This window comes from Bacillus salacetis (genome assembly GCF_003581585.1).
Taxonomy (GTDB): Bacteria; Bacillota; Bacilli; order Bacillales; family Bacillaceae_B; genus Rossellomorea; species Rossellomorea salacetis.
The window spans coordinates 80,390-99,750 of the sequence record NZ_QXIR01000006.1 but is presented as its reverse complement, the minus strand read 5'-3'; the positions used below and the strand labels follow the sequence as shown (position 1 = coordinate 99,750).

Annotated in this window: 15 protein-coding genes and 1 riboswitch; of the genes, 9 read left to right on the top strand and 6 right to left on the bottom strand. The window is 46.4% G+C overall.

Translation table 11 applies throughout. The annotated features are described in order from the left end of the window. Positions 1 to 149 precede the first annotated feature (149 nt). The 5 genes from D3H55_RS06440 to D3H55_RS06420 form a co-directional block, all read right to left on the bottom strand. Complete coding sequence (locus tag D3H55_RS06440) at positions 150 to 2,972, bottom strand: DEAD/DEAH box helicase (protein WP_119546095.1); 2,823 nt, start codon at positions 2,970 to 2,972, stop codon at positions 150 to 152. Beyond that, complete coding sequence (locus D3H55_RS06435; RefSeq protein ID WP_119546094.1) at positions 2,965 to 4,602, bottom strand: SWIM zinc finger family protein; 1,638 nt, start codon at positions 4,600 to 4,602, stop codon at positions 2,965 to 2,967. Before D3H55_RS06435 ends, D3H55_RS06440 begins: the two co-directional genes overlap by 8 nt. A 167-nt stretch (positions 4,603 to 4,769) precedes the next feature. Next, a complete protein-coding gene (locus D3H55_RS06430) occupies positions 4,770 to 6,380 on the bottom strand; it encodes an alkaline phosphatase (RefSeq protein ID WP_119546093.1) in 1,611 nt (536 codons plus the stop codon). A gap of 108 nt (positions 6,381 to 6,488) precedes the next feature. Continuing rightward, positions 6,489 to 7,739: an efflux RND transporter periplasmic adaptor subunit gene (locus D3H55_RS06425; RefSeq protein ID WP_119546092.1), complete on the bottom strand. Its 1,251-nt coding sequence runs from the start codon at positions 7,737 to 7,739 to the stop codon at positions 6,489 to 6,491. Positions 7,740 to 7,768: 29 nt separating this feature from the next. Beyond that, positions 7,769 to 8,428, bottom strand: a complete 660-nt coding sequence (locus tag D3H55_RS06420) for a hypothetical protein (protein WP_136035652.1) — start codon at positions 8,426 to 8,428, stop codon at positions 7,769 to 7,771. A gap of 366 nt (positions 8,429 to 8,794) precedes the next feature. Here D3H55_RS06420 and D3H55_RS06415 point away from each other — a divergent pair, with 366 nt between their 5' ends. Beyond that, entirely contained in the window at positions 8,795 to 10,012 is a 1,218-nt protein-coding gene (locus D3H55_RS06415) for an IS110 family RNA-guided transposase (RefSeq protein ID WP_119546090.1), read from the top strand. Positions 10,013 to 10,451: 439 nt separating this feature from the next. Then, positions 10,452 to 10,545: riboswitch (cyclic di-GMP riboswitch) on the bottom strand. 69 nt (positions 10,546 to 10,614) lie between these two features. Here the strand turns inward: D3H55_RS06415 and D3H55_RS06410 are convergent. Next, a complete protein-coding gene (locus D3H55_RS06410) occupies positions 10,615 to 11,022 on the bottom strand; it encodes a helix-turn-helix domain-containing protein (RefSeq protein ID WP_205685407.1) in 408 nt (135 codons plus the stop codon). 211 nt (positions 11,023 to 11,233) lie between these two features. Here D3H55_RS06410 and D3H55_RS06405 point away from each other — a divergent pair, with 211 nt between their 5' ends. The 8 genes from D3H55_RS06405 (at position 11,234) to hutG (ending at position 18,987) form a co-directional block, all read left to right on the top strand. Then, the gene (locus D3H55_RS06405) at positions 11,234 to 11,728 is read left to right on the top strand and encodes a hypothetical protein (RefSeq protein WP_119546089.1); all 495 of its coding nucleotides are present in this window, start codon (positions 11,234 to 11,236) and stop codon (positions 11,726 to 11,728) included. A 137-nt stretch (positions 11,729 to 11,865) separates the two neighbouring features. Then, the gene (locus D3H55_RS24065) at positions 11,866 to 12,027 is read left to right on the top strand and encodes a hypothetical protein (protein WP_168412982.1); all 162 of its coding nucleotides are present in this window, start codon (positions 11,866 to 11,868) and stop codon (positions 12,025 to 12,027) included. A 150-nt stretch (positions 12,028 to 12,177) separates the two neighbouring features. After that, positions 12,178 to 12,759 carry a transposase gene (locus D3H55_RS06400; RefSeq protein ID WP_119546088.1) on the top strand — a complete coding sequence of 194 codons (582 nt, stop codon included), beginning with the start codon at positions 12,178 to 12,180 and terminating at the stop codon, positions 12,757 to 12,759. A 144-nt stretch (positions 12,760 to 12,903) separates the two neighbouring features. After that, positions 12,904 to 13,368 (top strand): histidine utilization transcription antiterminator HutP, encoded by a 465-nt coding sequence (gene hutP, locus D3H55_RS06395; RefSeq protein ID WP_276310209.1) that lies wholly within the window; start codon positions 12,904 to 12,906, stop codon positions 13,366 to 13,368. 216 nt (positions 13,369 to 13,584) lie between these two features. Beyond that, positions 13,585 to 15,102: a histidine ammonia-lyase gene (gene hutH / locus D3H55_RS06390; RefSeq protein ID WP_119546086.1), complete on the top strand. Its 1,518-nt coding sequence runs from the start codon at positions 13,585 to 13,587 to the stop codon at positions 15,100 to 15,102. 15 nt (positions 15,103 to 15,117) lie between these two features. After that, positions 15,118 to 16,779, top strand: coding sequence for a urocanate hydratase (gene hutU / locus D3H55_RS06385; protein WP_119546085.1), 1,662 nt, complete (start codon positions 15,118 to 15,120; stop codon positions 16,777 to 16,779). Then, positions 16,779 to 18,059 (top strand): imidazolonepropionase, encoded by a 1,281-nt coding sequence (gene hutI / locus D3H55_RS06380; protein WP_119546084.1) that lies wholly within the window; start codon positions 16,779 to 16,781, stop codon positions 18,057 to 18,059. Before hutU ends, hutI begins: the two co-directional genes overlap by 1 nt. Next, positions 18,037 to 18,987, top strand: a complete 951-nt coding sequence (gene hutG, locus D3H55_RS06375; RefSeq protein WP_119546083.1) for a formimidoylglutamase — start codon at positions 18,037 to 18,039, stop codon at positions 18,985 to 18,987. Before hutI ends, hutG begins: the two co-directional genes overlap by 23 nt. Positions 18,988 to 19,361 lie beyond the last annotated feature (374 nt).

Below are 19,361 nucleotides of genomic sequence, written 5' to 3'. Positions count from 1 at the left end.
TTCATCACGAATCGGCATTTTCTTATGCGTGGGGACTTTAGCGCTTTAAAGCAGCCGGGGACTGTCCCCGGCTGCTTTAAAGTGCTAAAGGATTTCCAAATCAAAAAACCGCAAGCTCTGTCAGATGCAGGACTTGCGGTTTATAGACTTTAATCCAGCGACAACAAACTATGCAGGTCGCGGTCTGAAAGCTCGGTCATCCATTGGTCGCTCTGGATGATTTCGTCGTTCAAGGCCTGTTTCTTCTCGAGCATCATATCGATCTTCTCCTCGAGAGTTCCGGAGGCGATCATTTTATGGACATGGACGAACCGGTTCTGGCCGATACGGTAGGCGCGGTCGGTTGCCTGGTTTTCGACAGCCGGGTTCCACCAGCGGTCGTAGTGGACGACATGGTTGGCTGCTGTGAGGTTCAGCCCTGTTCCGCCTGCCTTCAAAGAAAGCAGGAACACAGGGAACTCTCCATTCTGGAATCGCTCCACAAGGGTATCACGCTGGACTTTCCCCATGCTTCCATTCAGGAATGGAACATCGATGCCAAATTTTTCTTTCATGACATTCTGGATCATTTCACCCATTGAGATGTACTGAGTGAAAATCAAGCATCCCTCGTTGGATTCCAGGACGGCTTCTATGATCTCAACAAGCTTACGCATTTTCTCCGAACGTTTCTCTATATTGGCCGGCTCTGGCTCTTTCAAGTAGAGGGCCGGGTGATTGCAAAGCTGTTTCAGGCGGTTCAGCATCTGCAACACAAGCCCTTTTCGTTCAAACCCGCTCAATGTTTCCAACTGTGCAAAGGTATCTTTGATGAGCTGCTCATAGAGTGATGCCTGTTCAGCCGTCAACGCGCAATACTCTTTCTGCTCGATTTTATCAGGCAGGTTGAGTTCGACTTCCGGATCCTTCTTGGTACGGCGGAGCAGGAACGGCCTGATCTTCGCCTGCAGTTCTTTTACTTTTGCCTCATTTTCTTCTTTTTCAATCGGCACGATGTACCGCTTCTGGAACTGCGTGAATCCGCCGAGATAGCCGTGATTCAGGAAATCAAAGATCGCCCACAGTTCGGACAGGCGGTTTTCCATCGGGGTCCCTGTCAACGCGATATGATGCTTGCCTTCAAGCTTGCGGATGGCGCGCGACTGCTTGGTGTTAGCATTTTTAATATTTTGCGCTTCATCCAAAGCAATCGCATTCCATTCAATGGTTTCTAATTCTTCAAAATCGAGATGAGACAACCCATACGAAGTCAGGACAACGTCGACATCCAGCAGTCCTCTGGCAAAATCGATCCCTTTATCCCTGCTGGGACCGTAATGCAGCTTCACCTTTAAATCGGGTGCAAACTTTTCTAGCTCTCTCTGCCAGTTTCCAAGAACCGAAGTCGGCGCGATTATCAACGCAGGGGCTTGTGGATTCTCAACAGACTTCACTTCTTGCAGATAGGTGATCAGCTGTACCGTTTTTCCAAGGCCCATATCGTCTGCGAGGCAGGCGCCGAATCCATACCGGCGCAGGAAGAGCATCCAGCTCATCCCTTGCTGTTGATAGGGGCGCAGTTCTCCGTGAAACGATTCTGGTGTCGGCACAATCGGTACTTCTGCTGCATTGTTGAGGGTATCGATCATTTTTTTCATCGACCGGTTCAAATCGATCTGGATTTTCGCAAACTCATAAGGATCATATTCTTCGTCTTCAGGAAGTCCTTCGTCTTCATCGCGGGGCACAAGCTGCTGTTCAAGCATATCCTGGATCGAGATTCCTTCCTGTTTTGCCTTGGTCATCAATTCCTGGATGCGGCGGATCATGGCGGGATCGAGCTTCATCCACTGCCCGCGGATTTTTATCAGGCGCCGCTGGTCATCCACTAGATTTTGAAAGTCTTCTTCCGATAAATCGACACCGTTCATTGACAGGCGCCAGTCAAAGTCCAGCATGGCATTCAGCCCGACAAAAGACGGCCGGTAAGAACTGTCTGTGTTCTTCACCTTGGCCTTGACGGTCATTTGGGCATCCTTCATTGCCTGCCACCAAGCAGGAAGGAGGATTTCAATATCAAGGTCGAGGAATTTCTCGCTCAATACTGTGAGGAAATCCCATGCATCATGCTCATCCAGTGAGTTCCGGATCTCGCCGCCCTGGTCCAGAAGCGGCAGCATTTTCAGCCAGCGGTTTTGTTCCTCTTTTACACTTTCGAGATGAATTTTATAAGAAGGAGGCAGTCTGTCTTCCCCAAGCGAGTAGACTTTGCTGGCCCGTTTTTTATCACGAAGGATGGTTTCCAGCTCCCATGGATCATGTTCCTCGAGTGGTTCTGTCAGTCGCAGTCCAAGTGTGAACGGCAAATCATCTTCCTTCAGGCCGACCCATTCACTCCATTTTTCCTCGTCAAAATAAGCGTGAAGTTCTTCAGGTGTCAACGTACTGTCTTCGAGTTTTTTCAAACGGGTGAAGAGATGATCGCTGCCCCCAGAGGAAAGCGACTGGCGGACGGCCCGCTGATACCAGTCGGAAACGAACTCTTCAGCCGACTCCTCGCCGATATCCTCCTGCCAGAACTCGGCGGGAAAGTTATCCCATAGTTCATCTGGGACCTGGAAGGTAAGCCCGTTCTCCGCCATATCTTCAAACCGGGGGATCCATTTGCCTTCCTGAATCGAATCGTACATCACCGGAGCGACAGCCTGGCATTTCTGGCCAAGCTCATCCCAATGCCAGTCAATCATCCCGCTGAAAGCTTCATCGGCAAAAAGCAGGAGGAGATCCCAGCTCGACACCTCGATCCCTTTATGGGTGCCTGATTCTTTCGGAGCCACCATCGTCCCGTAATAGCTTGGTTCATGCCAAAGAAACAGCTGGCTTTTCCAATCATCGACAGGCACATCAAAGCCGCTGTCGTTCTCACAGTAAAGGAAGAAGCGGCCGTTATTCAAAGGCTCTATGTACACATGCAGCATGCGCGTCTTAAGCATCGATCAGCTTCCCCTTTCTGCACTCTTCGTGAAACGCGCGAAGTCGTCTTGTTCTGTCTAAAACCAAATTGAAATAGACTTCCCATTGGTCGGTTTTCTTCAGTTTTTTATAAAGTGTCCGCAGTCTCTTTAAATATTTGACCGCCTGCTTATAATTATCGCGGCTTCTGCCCGCAAGATAATGCTCGATTCCTTCATGGTAGAGCGGGAGGACGAACTGCGGGGCTTCCTTTGCGGCATCGCGGAGCCCCAAGTTGTCCATTTCCCTGAGCTCATGCCCGACAAAGCGCTGTAGCTCGACCCACTCTCGGTACGATTTAGTGCTGAGGAGAAAGTCGTTATACCAGTAATAGCTGTACGGCAGCAGGGCAACAAGCAGTTTCCGGAGAAGGCCATGCTCATTTTCCGTCATCCAGTCAATCGGCAGGGTCCGCAAAAACCAGCGTGTGAACGCGGCGCTGTCATAAGAAGGCAGGCTGTTGACGTAAGCAGGCACCTTCGGCAGGATGCTTTTTAAGAACACCACACCCTGCTCATTTTTTTTGTTTTGAAAAAGCTGCTCCAGCCAGAAATCGGAGTAGGGGACAATCTCGGTGCCCAGTTTCTCGATTTCGTTTGCTGCCAGCTCATTTTCTTCTAAAAGAATATATTGATGCAGCAGGGCCAGGGAGTAGAAGATATCATCAGGGTTGCGTTCATCCTGCAGCCTTTCCACTTCGGCCTGGCGCCATGCCTTTTTCTTAAAGAGAAAGTACCAAAGGAAGCGGTAGATTTCCGCTTTGGCCAATGTACTGTTATCAGTGGAAGAGGTCAGTTCCTCGGTTTTCCCTTTTAAAAATTCAATGAAGGGATCAAACCGGAACGGCATGGCATGCACAGACAACTGTTTGACGCTGTCGAACATCTCATCGATCAAAAATTCATAGTGCGAGGTATCCGCATTTTTCCCTCTGAAAAACATCATCATCCTGTCGAAGCTCTGAAAAAGAAAGAACGTTGCATAGAGCTGGTACAGCGGCTTCCACTCCCGTTCGAATGGTGCCTCTTTCATCAGTTTCCTGAAGAAGTTCTGGATGTGCAGGTCCAGCAGGTGGGAATGCCGGTGAAACGCATCTTTATCCCATTGATCAAACTGATATTGAAGGAACTCCCACCATTCTTCGGGTGTCTCTCCGCGCTGCTTGCGGTCCTTTAAAAGGTCGCTGGCTTTTTTGATGCTGCCCTCATGTTTCTTTAGGATGTCCTGCAGGTTTGCCTTTTTTTCAGGAAGAGCGGCTGGTTCTTCTTCACTTGGTGTGGTGCGCCACTTGTGGATCCAATTGGTGACGGGCTGGGCCTTGCTGTACACAGCAAAAAAAGCAGCCATGCGGTGGCGGCACCAGACCTGCGCCGGGCACGAGCACTTGCTTATCCGCGGGAATTCCAGTTCAAGCGTAACCTTGACCGGCGTGACATCCTGAACATCCGCTGTAATCGAGTCATCATGAAATTTTATATTGGAAACAAGATTCTGCCGGAAAAGCAGCAATCCCTTTTGTACAATCGTTTGTCTTTCACTGCCATACGGAAGTTCTTCCAGCAAGTAATCGCTTAGTGGTGTCAATCTTTCCTGTAATTCATGTGCATTCATAAGGATTTGCCGCCTCCTGACTGATTCCGTTCAAAAATTAACCATTCTATTATTATAACGCAAAGCAGACCGAAAATGGAGAGTGCTGGATATTCTAAATCACTTTAGTACTTTAAAGCAGCCGGGGACAGTCCCCGGCTGCTTTAAAGCGCTAAAGTGACCCGTTGCTACTGAACATGAATGAAGAAGGTGTCGCCGTTATAAACATTGACTGCCTTGAGTGCGACTTCCACGCCATTTCGAAACATTACATTTTTATTTTCGGGGAACTCCAGCTTTTCTTCTCCTTTGATGGCGATGAAAACAGGGTTATGCTTATCACTCAAATCAATGTTAGTCTGGTAGCCCATGGACTCATAATACTCCTTCGCATCCACATACAGATCTTTCAGTCCCTTCAGATCCAATCCCAGGTAATCCGAGACCGCCGCGGCAAGGTCGGTGTTTTCATGCAGACCCGTTGGCTTCCCTGGTCCATAGGCATATAAAAATACATCTTCGCCAGTATGACCGTGGGTGGTGAATCCGAGGTTTGCTCGCTTGCTGAGCATTGCCGCCATTTCATCTTCCAGATCAGTAATTGTTCGAGCATTTTCCACCTTGCAGAATTCTTTCTCCGTGTGCTCCTCCAACCCATAAGAAGCCAACACGTCCTTCAAGTTGGAACGGTCTTTTTTCAACTGAGATGATGCCCCTTTGACTGTTAATTTCGCTGCCTTCAATGGCCTGATGATCGCTTCAACAGGCTGATCATAATAAGTCTTATCCGTTGTGCCGTTTCCGATCGTCAGCCCGCTGTTCCCGTGGTCGGTCACGGCAATCACCATAGTATTGCCGTCACGCTTTGCAAAATCAACCGCAACACCAACCGCCTTATCAAACGCCAGGACTTCACTGATCATTCCGACCGGGTCATTCTTATGGGCAGCCCAGTCGACTTTGCTTCCTTCGACGAACAAGAAGAATCCTTCCTCGCTTTGATTCAATCGCTCAATCGCTGTCCCTGTCATTTCTGCCAAAGAGGGCTGCTCGGGTAAAAGCTGTGCCCGGTCAAAATCATACGCCATATCTTCATCAGCGAAACTGCCCCAAAGCTTGCCGTCAGACCGTTCTCTCATATCGGACTTCCCTTCCAGGAAGTGATACTCCTTTTCCTCCAGGATCCTCAGCAGGTTTTCATTATCTTTGCGGGCTGATTCCTTCGTCTTCAACATCCCGTCATCATTGGTCAACCGTTCATCGCCCCCATCATGAAGCCAGGAGAGGCCGCCGCCAAGTACCACATCGATCCCTTGATACACCTGCTGTTCAGCAATATCACTGAACTCATCGCGGTTCTTGACATGAGCGGAAAAGGCAGCCGGGGTGGCATGCTGGACAGGGGAAGTAGAGACGATTCCTGTGCTGTATCCTCGTATACGGGAAGCCTCCAGCAGACTGACCGCAGGCTTCGATCCCTTGCCATCGGGCACCATCCCGATGTAATCAGCATCCGTCTTGAAACCGGTGGCCATCGCAGTCCCGCCGGCAGCGGAATCTGTGATGGCGGATTGGCGGGAATAGGTCCTGACTCCCCCGGTGAGAATCCCATCCAATTCCAAAGAAGAACCCTTATACCACCGGGCAAGTGTCACGATATCCGAATTGGTCCCGTCCATCACCATAAAGATCACGTTCTTCTTCGGTGTTTGGGCAAACAGGCAGGAGGAAGGAACGGCGATAAATAATATTGAAATAAATAGCATAAGAATAAGAGCTTTTATGAGGGGTTTTTTCATGGATATCCTCCTTCTTCGGGTTCATTCATGGTTAGTATGAGGAGGGCTCATGTTTCTATACCCCCAAAAAAGCGCCGTACCCTTCGACAGGTATGGCGCTTTCGGTTATTATCTTTCAAGTACTCCAAGAAGCATATTCTTAAGGATAGTGTGTCGATCTGAACCTTTTATGTCCTTCCAGGAAAGCTCATCAACTTGAAGCGGGGTCACAAATTCTGCCTTATCTTCAATAAACAGTAAGGGTTCTCTTATATACGTTTCCCCTTTTTTAAGCCCCTTTGTTACTGCGGTTTTGCCATCGACACTAAGACCCGTTTCTATCGTCCTCTTTTCTACCTTCCCTTTTTCGGTCATTAGGAATAGATATTTCTTTTGAGGACCTTCTCGAATGATGTGTTTTTCGGAGACTGTCATAGCATCTTCAGCCTCTTTTGTAGTTATATTCATACTTATATGATAGCCCGGAAGAAGTTTTTCTTTATTCTTCTCTAACTCAACTCTGAAACGATATTCAGATAGGTTATCATTTGCAGGTTCTTTTTCCGGAAGCTCAGAAATTGAAGAAATGGTACCTTCAAGCTTCCCCGTTATTCCTGCAGAAGATATAGCAACTTCCTGTCCCTCTGTAACTTCCAGTGTTTCGGTTTCATTCAGTGTGCCTTCTGCAATGCGGGAGTTAGAGGAGATGACAATTAGTGGATTATTCAACTCCTCTGATACGCTTTTCACTATGCCTTCTGTCTCGCTTACAACTGAAATGGATGTCTCTTCTGATTCAAGGTCCGTTAATTGTCTTTCCAGATGATTGATTTTATCTTCTAGTCGGCTTATTTCCAGCTCTTTTCCTGCTATTTCCGTCTCTATAGAAGATTCAATTTCGAGGTTGCTTGCTTCAATGCTTTTATCCTCATTTTTATCATCCCCGGCACTGCTGAAAGAAGGAAGAGGGGAGTATACCGGTTTCAGCTCATCCAAATCATCAATGTGATTCTCGATACTGTCTATTTCGTCTTCCAGCTGCTGAATTTCTGATTCCACATAGGAAGCTTCCACTCCACGGTCTTCCACTTCATAGCTGAAAAGCGGTGTACCAGCCTTTACAGAATCTCCTTCTTTCACAAGGAATTCCTCAAAGGCCCCATTTCCAGCTCTATCAAAATAGATATTTTTTTCCTCGCCTGCAGCAATCATCCCTGTTTTCATCACCTGCTTTTTTAAATTGGAAGTAGTGACGTCTTTCCAGTCTTCAACATAACTGGTTCTTGAAACTTTGCTGTCCGCTTTTTCAATAAAGTAAATATTTACAGAAACAAACACTATGGAGAGGAACAGTATGATATACAACTTGAATTTTTTCATGAAATCACAGCCTTATCAGAGACTTTTCTTTACAATAGGATCAAAAAATCAATGGTTGCCAGTAAGGTAGTGACTCCCCAGAATAACAGGTTCATCACAATGATGATGATTAAAAGTATCCACGGTTTCTGGTTAGTCAGCCATCTAAGACCGATATATTGAATCAAAATACAGCCGACTTTAAACACAGAAATACAGCCGAGGAAATAAATGATCCATTCTTTCTCAGTCATCTGCTGGGCGATGACTCCCAATGAAAGAGGAGAAGAATACCAGTCTAAAGAAAAATACAGCAAGAATGGAAGATAACTGAATTTTTCGAGCAGGAGGATAATTAATGTGCAGCCTTGGACAATGGTCAGCTTCTTGTAAGGTACATCGGTAAACGTCCAGAAAAGCAAAGATGGGAAAAAGATAGTAAATGCTGCATATAGAATACCAAGTACAACCCTGCCGGCAATGAAATATAATTTATGTAATTCATACTCTGCTGGTGAGAGGGAAGTAAGTTTTGGACTCAATGGGGAGGTACCCATCCCGAAGTAAGCACTGAACCCATATATAAGTACAGTTAAGAAGAAAAGAGCCAGAATCCTTCTTTTATACCCTTTCAACAATTCTGTTTCTTTTAAATGACTGAAGTAGATGGGTGGCTCTAGAAGCCCTTTCATTAATTTGATTTCATTCATGGAAAAAGCCTCCGACATTAAATTGAATTCCTTGTACTATTTTATCGGAATATAAAGAAACTTTCCATAATTTGTTGGTCCCAATATTTGTAGAACTTATAAAAAAATAAACATACTAAGATTAGTGGGTATCATCATCGACGGATGATGATACCCACTATTTTTCTTTTAAGAGTTATAGTGAGAAGTGAAAGAAAGCTCGACCAGCCTCAGGGATCCTGAATCCGAATGATAAACCGAGCTTCTTCACTTTCATTTCTGAATCAGTTTTAAGTATGTTGGGGCCACAGAGCTCGTGTAAAGGAAATTGGAGTCGGAATGAATAAGTGAAGATCTTTCAACTTCAGTAGGAAGAGAGGAAATGGAATGGAATTTGTCGTGGCGTTAGATATTTCTATGGGAAAAAGCTATAAAGTTATCTATCATGATCAGACCTGTTTATCAGAAGGAGAAGTGCTTCACAATCGTGAAGGTTTTCAGACACTACTTGAGGAGATTCAGGCGCTTCCTACACCGCCTGTCGTGGTATTTGAATCGACAGGTGTTTACTCAAAAGTTATTGAGTCGTTCTGCCATCAACATCAATTACGCTACTGTCTGTTAAACCCTCTTGAATCTAAAAAGCAGCTGGAACAGGGAACGCTGAGAAGCTGGAAAACAGATCAATATGATGCACATAAACTCGCACAAGTTCATCAACATAACCATCGACCGGAAAGAAGCCGGCAACTAGAGATTTTTTATGAACTGCGTGATCTCTCTCGTTTTTATCAGGAGATTGAAGAGGAAATCAAGCGAACGCGTATGCACTTACACAATGCCCTTCAGCTAAGCTTTCCTGAGCTTGAACAATTCTTTTCAAGCAGGGTGACACCCTACGCATTAACGCTGATTGATTTATTCCCTCATCCGGAAATGGTACTAAAAACGAGTCAGACAAAGATTAAAAACCTTCTGATGAAAACGACCACTAAAAAAATCTCAGAAGCCAGAGCCAAACAAAAAGCCAGTCAGATCATGGACTTTGCCAGAGAATCGTATCCTGCGGTTTCTGCCACTAGTGTTCAGGCCCAAAAGGTTCAGTATTACGCAAGACAGTTACTTCAGCTGTTAGAAGAAAAAAAGCAGATCGCGGATCAATTGATTGATCAGGCAAAAACCATCCCAACATTTAATATTCGTAAGAGTTTTCCTGGAATTGGAGAGATCAGCGCAGCCCTTTTCATGGGTGAGATGGGTGACTTATCCCGATTTTCCCATCACAAGAAAGTGAATGCCTTTATTGGAATTGATATCCGAAGGTATCAATCAGGAAAATACACTGGCCAGGACCACATCAACAAACGTGGCAACCCTAAAGGAAGAAAAATCTTATATCTGATTGTGCGGAATATGATCCGCCAACAAAAAGCAGCCCCAAACCATATCGTTGATTACTATTACAAATTAAAAAAGCAACCTATCCCCAAGAAAGATAAGGTTGCCACTGTCGCCTGCATGAACAAGCTGTTGAAATGTATTTATTCCATGATCGGAAACAATACATTGTACGATTACTCGCACGCGGTCTCTAAGGACCAATAATTTTCGTTAATTATAACATATATTCTCTCAGTTAAAAAAGTTAAACTGACTGGGTTTATTTCCCTATGCCTCAATGTCGGAAAAAAATAACCTAAAGTAAGAAATCCGATAAAAACTTGACTAATCGTAGGAAAAGAGGCTGGGACGAAAGCTTTTCAGTAACTAAAAAAGCCGAACTATTTTAGAAATGCTAACTCAGCAATCTAGAATAGTTCGGCTTTTTGAATTTTATTAGATGTAAAGTGAAATGAGCATTCGACTTTGGACGCTAATAAAATAGTTATGTCTCAGCCTCTCAAGCTGTTAATATGTTATAAAAGAAATAGCCGTAATAAGGCCAACTACAGAAAAACATAAACCGATGTACATAAACTTCTTGTTACGTTCTTTTTTAGCACGAATTTCTTCGGGTGTTAAGAAATGCATTGTCTTCCTCCCTTTCGATAGCTGGCTGGCATAATATCATGCATCACGATATCGAAGCCCCTCTAGCTTTGCGTCATTATTTTTCAATAATTTTGCCTTTTCGTATGGCCACAATCTATTTATCGACAAACTCACAAAAAGTTTAATAGTTAATCAGTCACATTTTGTCGAAAAAATTATTCTTCTATTGTTTTGATTAGGGTTATCAATTTATTAATGAACCTCTCCTGTTTTTTCTGGTCATAATAAGAGGCTGTAATAAGGAGATTTTTTAGTTGAGGATATTGTATTAGCGTGTTCAACGCTCTTTCCGTCTCCCCATCTGCAAACTTTTCCCTTAAAAGCATTGCCGATTCATCATGCTGGTCGGAGTATGAATCACCTGAGATGATGGAATACAGATCCACTGGTGAGAGCTGATACAAATCCACCAGTTTTCTGAGGATGTCATTAGGTATCTGGCTTTTGCCGTTTTCATACTTGTTAAGCAGCTGTTTGCTGATGTTCAACCGTTTGGCAACCTCCACCTGACTCAGCTGGACAATTTCTTCTCTATATCTTTTAAAGGCTTCGGAAAAAATCACGCTATCACCCACAGTTCTTCAGTAGATGTAAATACCATAACCATAAATTGAAAAAAGAAATGAAAAGTAAACGAATATTTAACTATAATAAGTAAACTATTTGGTTACTTATATAAAATGGTTGTTAAATTACATATATTTCCTTTAGAATGAAAATAAGGGTGAAAAAAGTCCTATATTGTTGTCGAAAATTGAATATCAGGAGGAAACGATGAAGAAAAAGGTATTGCTGCTTGGCTGTTTAAGTGACGATGGTCGTTCAATGGATGTAAAGGATTATTATTTGTTTTTCAGAGGGAGTTATAAGGAACCCCTCCTGCTTACTTCTATAGGAAACTGTTCGGAGGCTGTGAGGAGTTTAACAAATCAGGAATTGATCTTGAATTCAAGCTTCCTGAATTTCCTGGCAATACCATTGACTAGTTCTACACAGTTTTTATTGCGAGCTGATGTGAGAGAGGAAAAGAGCATCCTGAAATTGACGGTAGATGAAAAAAAACTGCAGCTTGAGCCTTTTACTGAGTATGATGAATTGACAGAAGAAATGTTTTATCATATTGTTCAATGTTTCACCCTGAAACGAAAAGATAAGTATTTGTCTTTTTTGTTACAGCCGCGCAGAGACAGGATACTTAAACAGAGCCTTAACCCGGTTGGCGGCAACAACAATAATGTAAGAATTGCAAAAAAACCATATTTCTCCTAAAAAATACACACTTTATCCAAATATTGTATTTACGAAACTTGTAGATTTCTGGTATTGTATGTATATTACTGGAGTTTAACGTTCTATAAGATAGGAAATATAATATTATTAGATGCATATATTGGGAGGTTATCGGATTGTCCGAGGAGTCAACCAAGGAACAACAGCAATTGTTAAATTTAATGCAAAAAGCATTCGACCAGGCAAGCAGCGGTAATATGGATGCTTCGAAAATGGTCACTTGGCTTCAAAAAGAACTTCAAACGGAATATACATTCATGAAGCAAAAAGTACTTTAGGCGGAGATGCGTCGAAAGTGCTTTTTCTTTTCCCACCACTCCGGGGACTGTCCCCGGATGCGTTAAAGCACTAAAGGATTTCAAATAAAAAAGGAAATCGGCACTTGCTGGAGAATATAGGTAGTAATCTATATGTAAAGGAGTGTTCTAATGCCAAGACAACCCCGAAATTGGTTTCCGGGTGCAACATACCATGTAATGATGAGAGGAAACCGAAAATCCCCCATTTTCCACGAATCAAAGGACTTCAGCAAGTTTCTCCACTACCTGCAAACCTCATCGGAACGATACCCATTCATTCTCCACTCTTACTGCCTTATGCACAACCACATCCATTTGCTTCTCGAAACCATCGAGCACCCCCCAGGCCAGTTATTCAGGAAGGTCAATACTGCTTTTGCACTTTACTACAACCGAAAATATGACGTTGTGGGCCACCTGTTTCAGGACAGATACAAAGCAAAACTGGTTGATACCACTTCCTATCTTCTCGCTGTCAGCAAATATATTCACCTCAACCCTGTAGAAGCAAACCTTGTAAAGGATCCGGCACTATATCCCTGGAGCAGTTACTCCTCTTACTACCATCAAAAAGAAGACCCTCTAATTCACACCGGCAGAATCCTTTCCTTCTTTCCCGACTCCTCACCCGAGCACTACAATGAATTCATCCATCGAAAACTCACCTATAAAGAAGAAGAGCAAGCAAGAGAATTCCTCAGACCCTATTGAGCACTTTAACACTTCACCGCAAGTGGGGACAGTCCCTCATTGCTTTAACGCGTTAACAATCTAAGTTTCTAAAACTTTCCTATAATACGTTGACCGTCTGTATGAAAACCCATACAATGAGGGTAGTTATTAGTAAATTCAGAAATCAGAAGGTGCGGAAGCCATAAACTAGTTGATGAACACCGCATAGGCAAGAGTGCGCTTCTTCTCCTCCTAATGGACGGGACAGAAGAAGATTATACAGAGCAATTCAACCAATTGAACTGGCAGTTTTGCACAGGCAAGGTCGGTTCGATGAATGTCCAGAAGATTGTCGCTGCCATTGAGACGGCAGCCAAACGAAATGGGATTGTCAGGGAAGATCTCTACAGGGAGATGCACTCACTGTACCATGCAACGATGGAAGCCATATCCGGAGTGACCCGGGGGCAGACGCAACTTGGGGAGATCCTCAGGACAGTAGGACTGCGGTTTGCAGTGGTCAGGGGAACACCTTACAGAAATGCGGAAGAAGGCGAATGGATCGCTGTTGCGCTTTATGGGACGATCGGTGCTCCGATCAAAGGCCTTGAGCACGAAACCATCGGCCTTGGAATCAACCATATTTAATAGGAAAGAGCCTATAGTGATTAGAAATCAGGAGGCTCGATGACAAGCTTTATTTGTCGTCGAGCCTCTTTTTGTGTTCTTCAAGGAATATAGGAGCGCTTTACTACTTTAAAGCAGTGAGGGACAGTCCCCTGTTACTTTAAAGTAACAGGGGACTGTCCCTCACCACGGTGAAGCGCTAAAGCGAAAATCAAAACCAAAAAAGGGTGAATAACAATGATTGAACTGACAGGACATACATTAACAATGGAAGAAGCGAATAGGATCATTTACAAAAATGAAAAGGTCTCATTATCTCCAGCCAGCCTCCTCAAGGTCAAGCAGAGCAGGGAAGCGGTGGAGCGGATCGTCCGCGAAAAGAAGATTGTATACGGCATCAACACCGGCTTCGGCAAGTTCAGCGACGTTCTGATCGACCAGGAAAACGTCGAAGAGCTGCAGCTGAACCTCATCCATTCCCATGCCTGCGGAGTGGGCGAACCGTTCCCGGAGAAAGTCTCCAGGGCAATGCTCCTCCTCAGAGCAAATGCCCTCCTGAAAGGATACTCGGGTGTAAGGCCTGTCGTCATTGAAACGCTCATCGGCCTCCTCAACAAACAGATCCACCCGGTCATCCCGCAGCAGGGCTCACTGGGAGCTTCAGGTGACCTCGCCCCGCTGTCTCACTTAGCACTCGCCCTGATGGGAGAAGGAGAGGTCTTTTACAAAGGAGAAGCCCAGCCGACGCTGCCAGTCCTTTCAAAGGAAGACATCATGCCGATCACGCTGCAGGCGAAGGAAGGCCTTGCCCTCATCAACGGCACCCAGGCGATGACCGCGATGGGCGTCATCAATTACATTGAGGCAGAGCAGCTCGCCTATCAATCGGAGATGATTTCCGCCATCACAATCGAAGGCCTGAGAGGAATCATCGACGCGTTTGACGAAGATATCCATATTGCAAGAGGCTACCGCCAGCAGATTGAAACCGCAGAAAGAATCCGGACTCATCTCTCCGGCAGCAAACTCACCACCTCCCAAGGGGAACTGAGGGTCCAGGACGCCTACTCGCTAAGGTGCATCCCGCAAGTCCATGGTGCTTCCTGGCAGGCGCTCGATTATGTAAAAGAAAAACTTGAAATCGAAATGAATGCCGCCACAGACAACCCGCTGATTTTTGATGACGGCGAAAAAGTCATCTCCGGCGGAAACTTCCATGGCCAGCCGATTGCCATCGCGATGGACTTCATGAAAATTGCCATAGCAGAACTTGCCAACATTTCCGAGCGAAGAGTGGAGAGGCTCGTCAATCCGCAGTTGAATGACCTCCCGCCGTTCCTGAGCCCGGAACCGGGACTACAATCAGGCGCAATGATCATGCAATACGCAGCGGCCTCACTCGTGTCAGAAAACAAAACCCTCGCTCATCCGGCGAGCGTCGATTCCATCCCATCCTCGGCAAACCAGGAAGACCACGTCAGTATGGGAACCATCGGGTCGCGCCACGCTTATCAAATTTTACTCAATGCGAGAAGGGTCCTCGCAGTCGAACTGATCTGCAGTCTGCAGGCTGTCGAGTACCGCGGCATTGAAAAAATGGCGCCGGCAACACAGAATTTTTACAAAGAAGCCAGAAAAACCGTCCCATCGATCACTAAGGACCGCATCTTCGCGAAAGATATCGAGAATCTACAGCTCTGGCTGCAGGACATGAACTGGAAAGACTATAACTCTATTAAAAAAATCACCCAATAAGGGAGGAAACTTACTATGGAAAAAACTCGTCAAATCAGAGCGAAAAAAGGCTTGGAAATCGAATGCAAAGGCTGGGAGCAGGAAGCGGTCCTGAGGATGCTCTACAACAACCTCGATCCGGAGGTCGCAGAAAAACCGGAAGACCTGGTCGTCTACGGAGGAATCGGAAAAGCCGCGCGAAACTGGGAATCGTTTGATGCCATCGTCAACACGCTCCGGACCCTGGAAAACAATGAAACGATGCTGGTGCAGTCCGGAAAGCCAGTGGGTGTTTTTAAAACTCATGAAGCCGCGCCGCGCGTCCTGTTATCAAACTCGGTTTTAGTGCCAAAATGGGCAGACTGGGAACATTTCCATGAACTCGATCAAAAAGGCTTGATGATGTACGGCCAGATGACGGCGGGAAGCTGGATCTATATCGGCACGCAGGGGATTTTACAAGGAACATACGAGACGTTTGCAGCAGTCGGCCGCAAACATTTTAACGGATCACTGAAAGGAACAATCACTTTGACAGCCGGCCTTGGCGGCATGGGAGGGGCTCAGCCGCTAGCGGTCACAATGAACGAAGGCATAGTCATTGCGGTGGATGTCGACCCGGAACGAATCCAAAAACGAATCGATACAAAGTATCTGGATGTTCAGACAGATTCCCTCGATGAAGCCCTGATGATGGCTTATGAAGCGAAAGAAAAAGGCAAACCGCTCTCAATCGGTCTTCTCGGAAACGCCGCGATCGTCCATCACGACCTGTTAAAAAGAGGGGCCAAAATCGACATCGTGACAGACCAGACATCGGCACATGATCCGCTCAACGGCTATGTTCCGGATGGGTATACATTGGAAGAGGCCGATGCTTTAAGGAAAAATAATGTTTCGGAATATACGGCACTGTCGAAGAAAAGCATGGCCAAACATGTCGAAGCGATGATTGAGTTCCAAAACCGAGGCAGCATTGTCTTTGACTACGGAAACAACATCCGCCAGGTGGCGAAGGATGAAGGCGTCAAGGAGGCATTCGCATTCCCGGGATTCGTTCCAGCCTACATCCGTCCGCTGTTCTGTGAAGGAAAAGGGCCATTCCGCTGGGCAGCGCTTTCGGGCGACCCAGAGGACATCTATCGTACAGACCGCCTGATAAAAGAACTTTTCCCTGAAAACGAAGAGCTGATCAGATGGATTGACATGGCGCAGGAAAAGGTGGCATTCCAGGGACTGCCGTCACGCATCTGCTGGCTTGGGTACGGTGAGCGCGTGAAGATGGGTCTTGCCATCAACGAACTTGTCAAAAAAGGCGAACTGAAAGCGCCGGTCGTCATCGGCCGAGACCACCTCGACTGTGGTTCCGTTGCATCGCCAAACCGCGAAACAGAATCGATGAAAGACGGAAGCGATGCGGTCGGTGACTGGGCGATCCTGAACGCGCTGATCAATACGGCAGCTGGCGGCTCCTGGATCAGCTTCCACCACGGCGGCGGAGTCGGCATGGGTTACTCCCTGCATGCAGGAATGGTGGTTGTCGCTGATGGGTCAGACCTTGCACACGAGCGTCTAGAGCGCGTCCTCACGACCGACCCGGGAATGGGTGTCATCCGCCATGTCGACGCGGGCTATGAAAAAGCGGAAGAAACCGCTGATAAATGGGATATCAACGTACCGATGAAAGGAGACAAATAATGACACAACAATACGATTTACTGGTTGAAAATATCGGCCAGCTGCTGACAATGGATCACGGTGACGGACCGATCAAGGGGGAGAAAATGGCAGAAGCGCCTCTCCTGGAAAATGCAGCTCTGGCGGTGAAGGACGGGAAGATTGCCTGGATCGGGACTTCATCCGAAGCTGGCGATAAGACTGCTGCAAAAACGGTGGATGCCGGAGGGAAGCTTGTCACGCCAGGACTTGTCGATCCCCACACACACCTCGTGTTCGGCGGATCGCGTGAACACGAAATGGCCCTGAAGCAGCAGGGTGTACCGTACCTGGAAATCCTGAAAAGAGGCGGCGGGATCCTGTCTACTGTAAAAGCAACCCGCGAGGCTGCAGAGGAGGAGCTCGCGAAAAAAGCCCGTTTCCACCTCGACCGCATCCTTTCCTACGGGGTCACGACAATGGAAGCGAAAAGCGGATACGGTCTGGAAAAGGAAACAGAATTGAAGCAGCTGAGAGTGGTGAAAAGGCTAAACGAAGAACACGACATTGATTTAGTATCGACGTTCCTTGGTGCTCATGCCATCCCGCCAGAACACAAAGAAAACCCGGAGGCTTTTTTACAGGAGATGCTGAATCTTCTTCCGGAAATTCAAAAAGAAGAGCTTGCGGAATTCGTCGATATCTTCAGTGAGACGGGTGTTTTCACGGTGGAGCAGGCACGGAGCTTTCTTTTAAAAGCAAAGGAAATGGGCTTTCAGGTGAAAATCCATGCCGATGAAATTGACCCTCTTGGCGGTACGGAAATGGCCGTTGAAGTTGGAGCGATCAGCGGGGAACATCTTGTCGGTGCTTCGGACGCAGGAATCGAAATGCTCGGGAAGTCTGACACAATTGCGGTACTGCTTCCTGGTACTTGTTTTTACCTCAACAAAGACAGTTATGCGAAAGCTAGGGAGATGATTGGCGCAGGTGCGTCGGTTGCGCTTTCCACAGATTTTAACCCTGGAAGTTCACCGACCGAGAATCTGCAGCTGATCATGAATCTTGCTGCGCTGAAAATGAAGATGACACCGGAAGAAATCTGGAACGCTGTGACGGTCAATGCCGCCCACGCTATCAACAGAGGGGAAAGTGCAGGGAAACTTGCGGTGGGACGAAAAGCGGACCTTGTCCTCTGGGATGTGCCGAACTATCACTACGTTCCGTATCACTATGGCGTGAATCACGTGAACACCGTCTGGAAAGCGGGCAAAGCGGTGTACGGGAAGGAGCGGGAAGATGAGCAGGTTTACACATCTTAAAGGAGCAGGAAAGGCGCAGTTCAAAGACCGTTTCACAAAAAAAGCAAATGAACTGCTGTCGCCTTGGGAGGAAGGTCGGAAGGGGGATATCGCTCTAATCGGGGCACCCCTTTCCAAGTCTTCCATCAGTCATTCAGGTGCCAGCTTTGCTCCCGACGTGATCAGGCGCTGCCTCGGCTCCTATTCTACTTTTTCTATTGAGGACGAACGGGAGCTGTCGGATAACACCTTCGTCGATTTCGGAGACATCCTGATGCATCCGACAAGTATCGTAGAATCACAAAACAGAATCTATGAGTCGCTGTCCCAGGTGCTGACAGAAAACGCTGCTCCGTTTACCATCGTATTGGGTGGGGATCACTCCATCTCCACTTCTTCTATTGAGGCTTTTGCGGAGCATAAAGGAAGAGTCGGGGTCATCCAGTTCGATGCGCACCACGACCTGCGGAATGTAGAGGATGGGGGTCCCACGAACGGAACGCCATTTCGCCGGTTGCTGGAAAGAGGAATCCTGAAAGGCGAAGACCTGGTGCAGATCGGTATCCGGAATTACTCCAACGCAGGAGCTTACTATCAGTATGCGATGAAAAATGACGTTGGCGTCTACACTATGAAGGAAGTCCGGGAGCGGAACATCGGGGACATCATGAAGGAAGCCTTGGAAATGCTCGAAAGCAAGGTGGATACCATCTATCTTTCCGTCGACATGGACGTCCTGGACCAGGCTTTCGCACCGGGGTGCCCAGCCATCGGACCGGGAGGCATGGACAGCGCCACCCTGATGGAAGCCGTCAGCATCGGCTGCCAACATCCCAAAACCGCCGCTATGGACATCGTCGAAATCGACCCAACGCTTGACATCCGCGACATGACCAGCCGAATCGCCGCGCACCTGCTGCTGAATTGCCTGAAAGCGCGCACCTCCTAAAAATGGGGACAGTCCCCGACTGCTTTAAAGCGATAAAGCATATTGCACTAAACTCATAATCTTAATTATAAAAATTCCGCAGCTTCAATGGCGAATATCAAAACAAATACTGTCATTGATGTCAAAACAGATAATATACTTAAAGCCCATCCAAGTATCAAATGCATAAACCATAATCTTTTAATCTTCATTAACAGGACTATGTCAATGACTATCAATAAAGGGATAGGCGATACTTGCAATATGTACAAAATGTTAGGATAAAGAAAAAAACCAATTCCAAATATGATAAAAAAGACGACAGGGCCCAGACCATGGATTAAATAAAACCACATCGTCAACTTATCTCTGTCCACAGATGAGTCACCTCCAAG

What these genes read in the sequence shown, in the direction of transcription:
- D3H55_RS06440 (WP_119546095.1), bottom strand. Translation starts at nt 2,972, where the DNA reads ATGCTTAAGACGCGCATGCTGCATGTGTACATAGAGCCTTTGAATAAC.
- D3H55_RS06435 (WP_119546094.1), bottom strand. Translation starts at nt 4,602, where the DNA reads ATGAATGCACATGAATTACAGGAAAGATTGACACCACTAAGCGATTAC.
- D3H55_RS06430 (WP_119546093.1), bottom strand. Translation starts at nt 6,380, where the DNA reads ATGAAAAAACCCCTCATAAAAGCTCTTATTCTTATGCTATTTATTTCA.
- D3H55_RS06425 (WP_119546092.1), bottom strand. Translation starts at nt 7,739, where the DNA reads ATGAAAAAATTCAAGTTGTATATCATACTGTTCCTCTCCATAGTGTTT.
- D3H55_RS06420 (WP_136035652.1), bottom strand. Translation starts at nt 8,428, where the DNA reads ATGAATGAAATCAAATTAATGAAAGGGCTTCTAGAGCCACCCATCTAC.
- D3H55_RS06415 (WP_119546090.1), top strand. Translation starts at nt 8,795, where the DNA reads ATGGAATTTGTCGTGGCGTTAGATATTTCTATGGGAAAAAGCTATAAA.
- D3H55_RS06405 (WP_119546089.1), top strand. Translation starts at nt 11,234, where the DNA reads ATGAAGAAAAAGGTATTGCTGCTTGGCTGTTTAAGTGACGATGGTCGT.
- D3H55_RS06400 (WP_119546088.1), top strand. Translation starts at nt 12,178, where the DNA reads ATGCCAAGACAACCCCGAAATTGGTTTCCGGGTGCAACATACCATGTA.
- hutH (WP_119546086.1), top strand. Translation starts at nt 13,585, where the DNA reads ATGATTGAACTGACAGGACATACATTAACAATGGAAGAAGCGAATAGG.
- hutU (WP_119546085.1), top strand. Translation starts at nt 15,118, where the DNA reads ATGGAAAAAACTCGTCAAATCAGAGCGAAAAAAGGCTTGGAAATCGAA.
- hutI (WP_119546084.1), top strand. Translation starts at nt 16,779, where the DNA reads ATGACACAACAATACGATTTACTGGTTGAAAATATCGGCCAGCTGCTG.
- hutG (WP_119546083.1), top strand. Translation starts at nt 18,037, where the DNA reads ATGAGCAGGTTTACACATCTTAAAGGAGCAGGAAAGGCGCAGTTCAAA.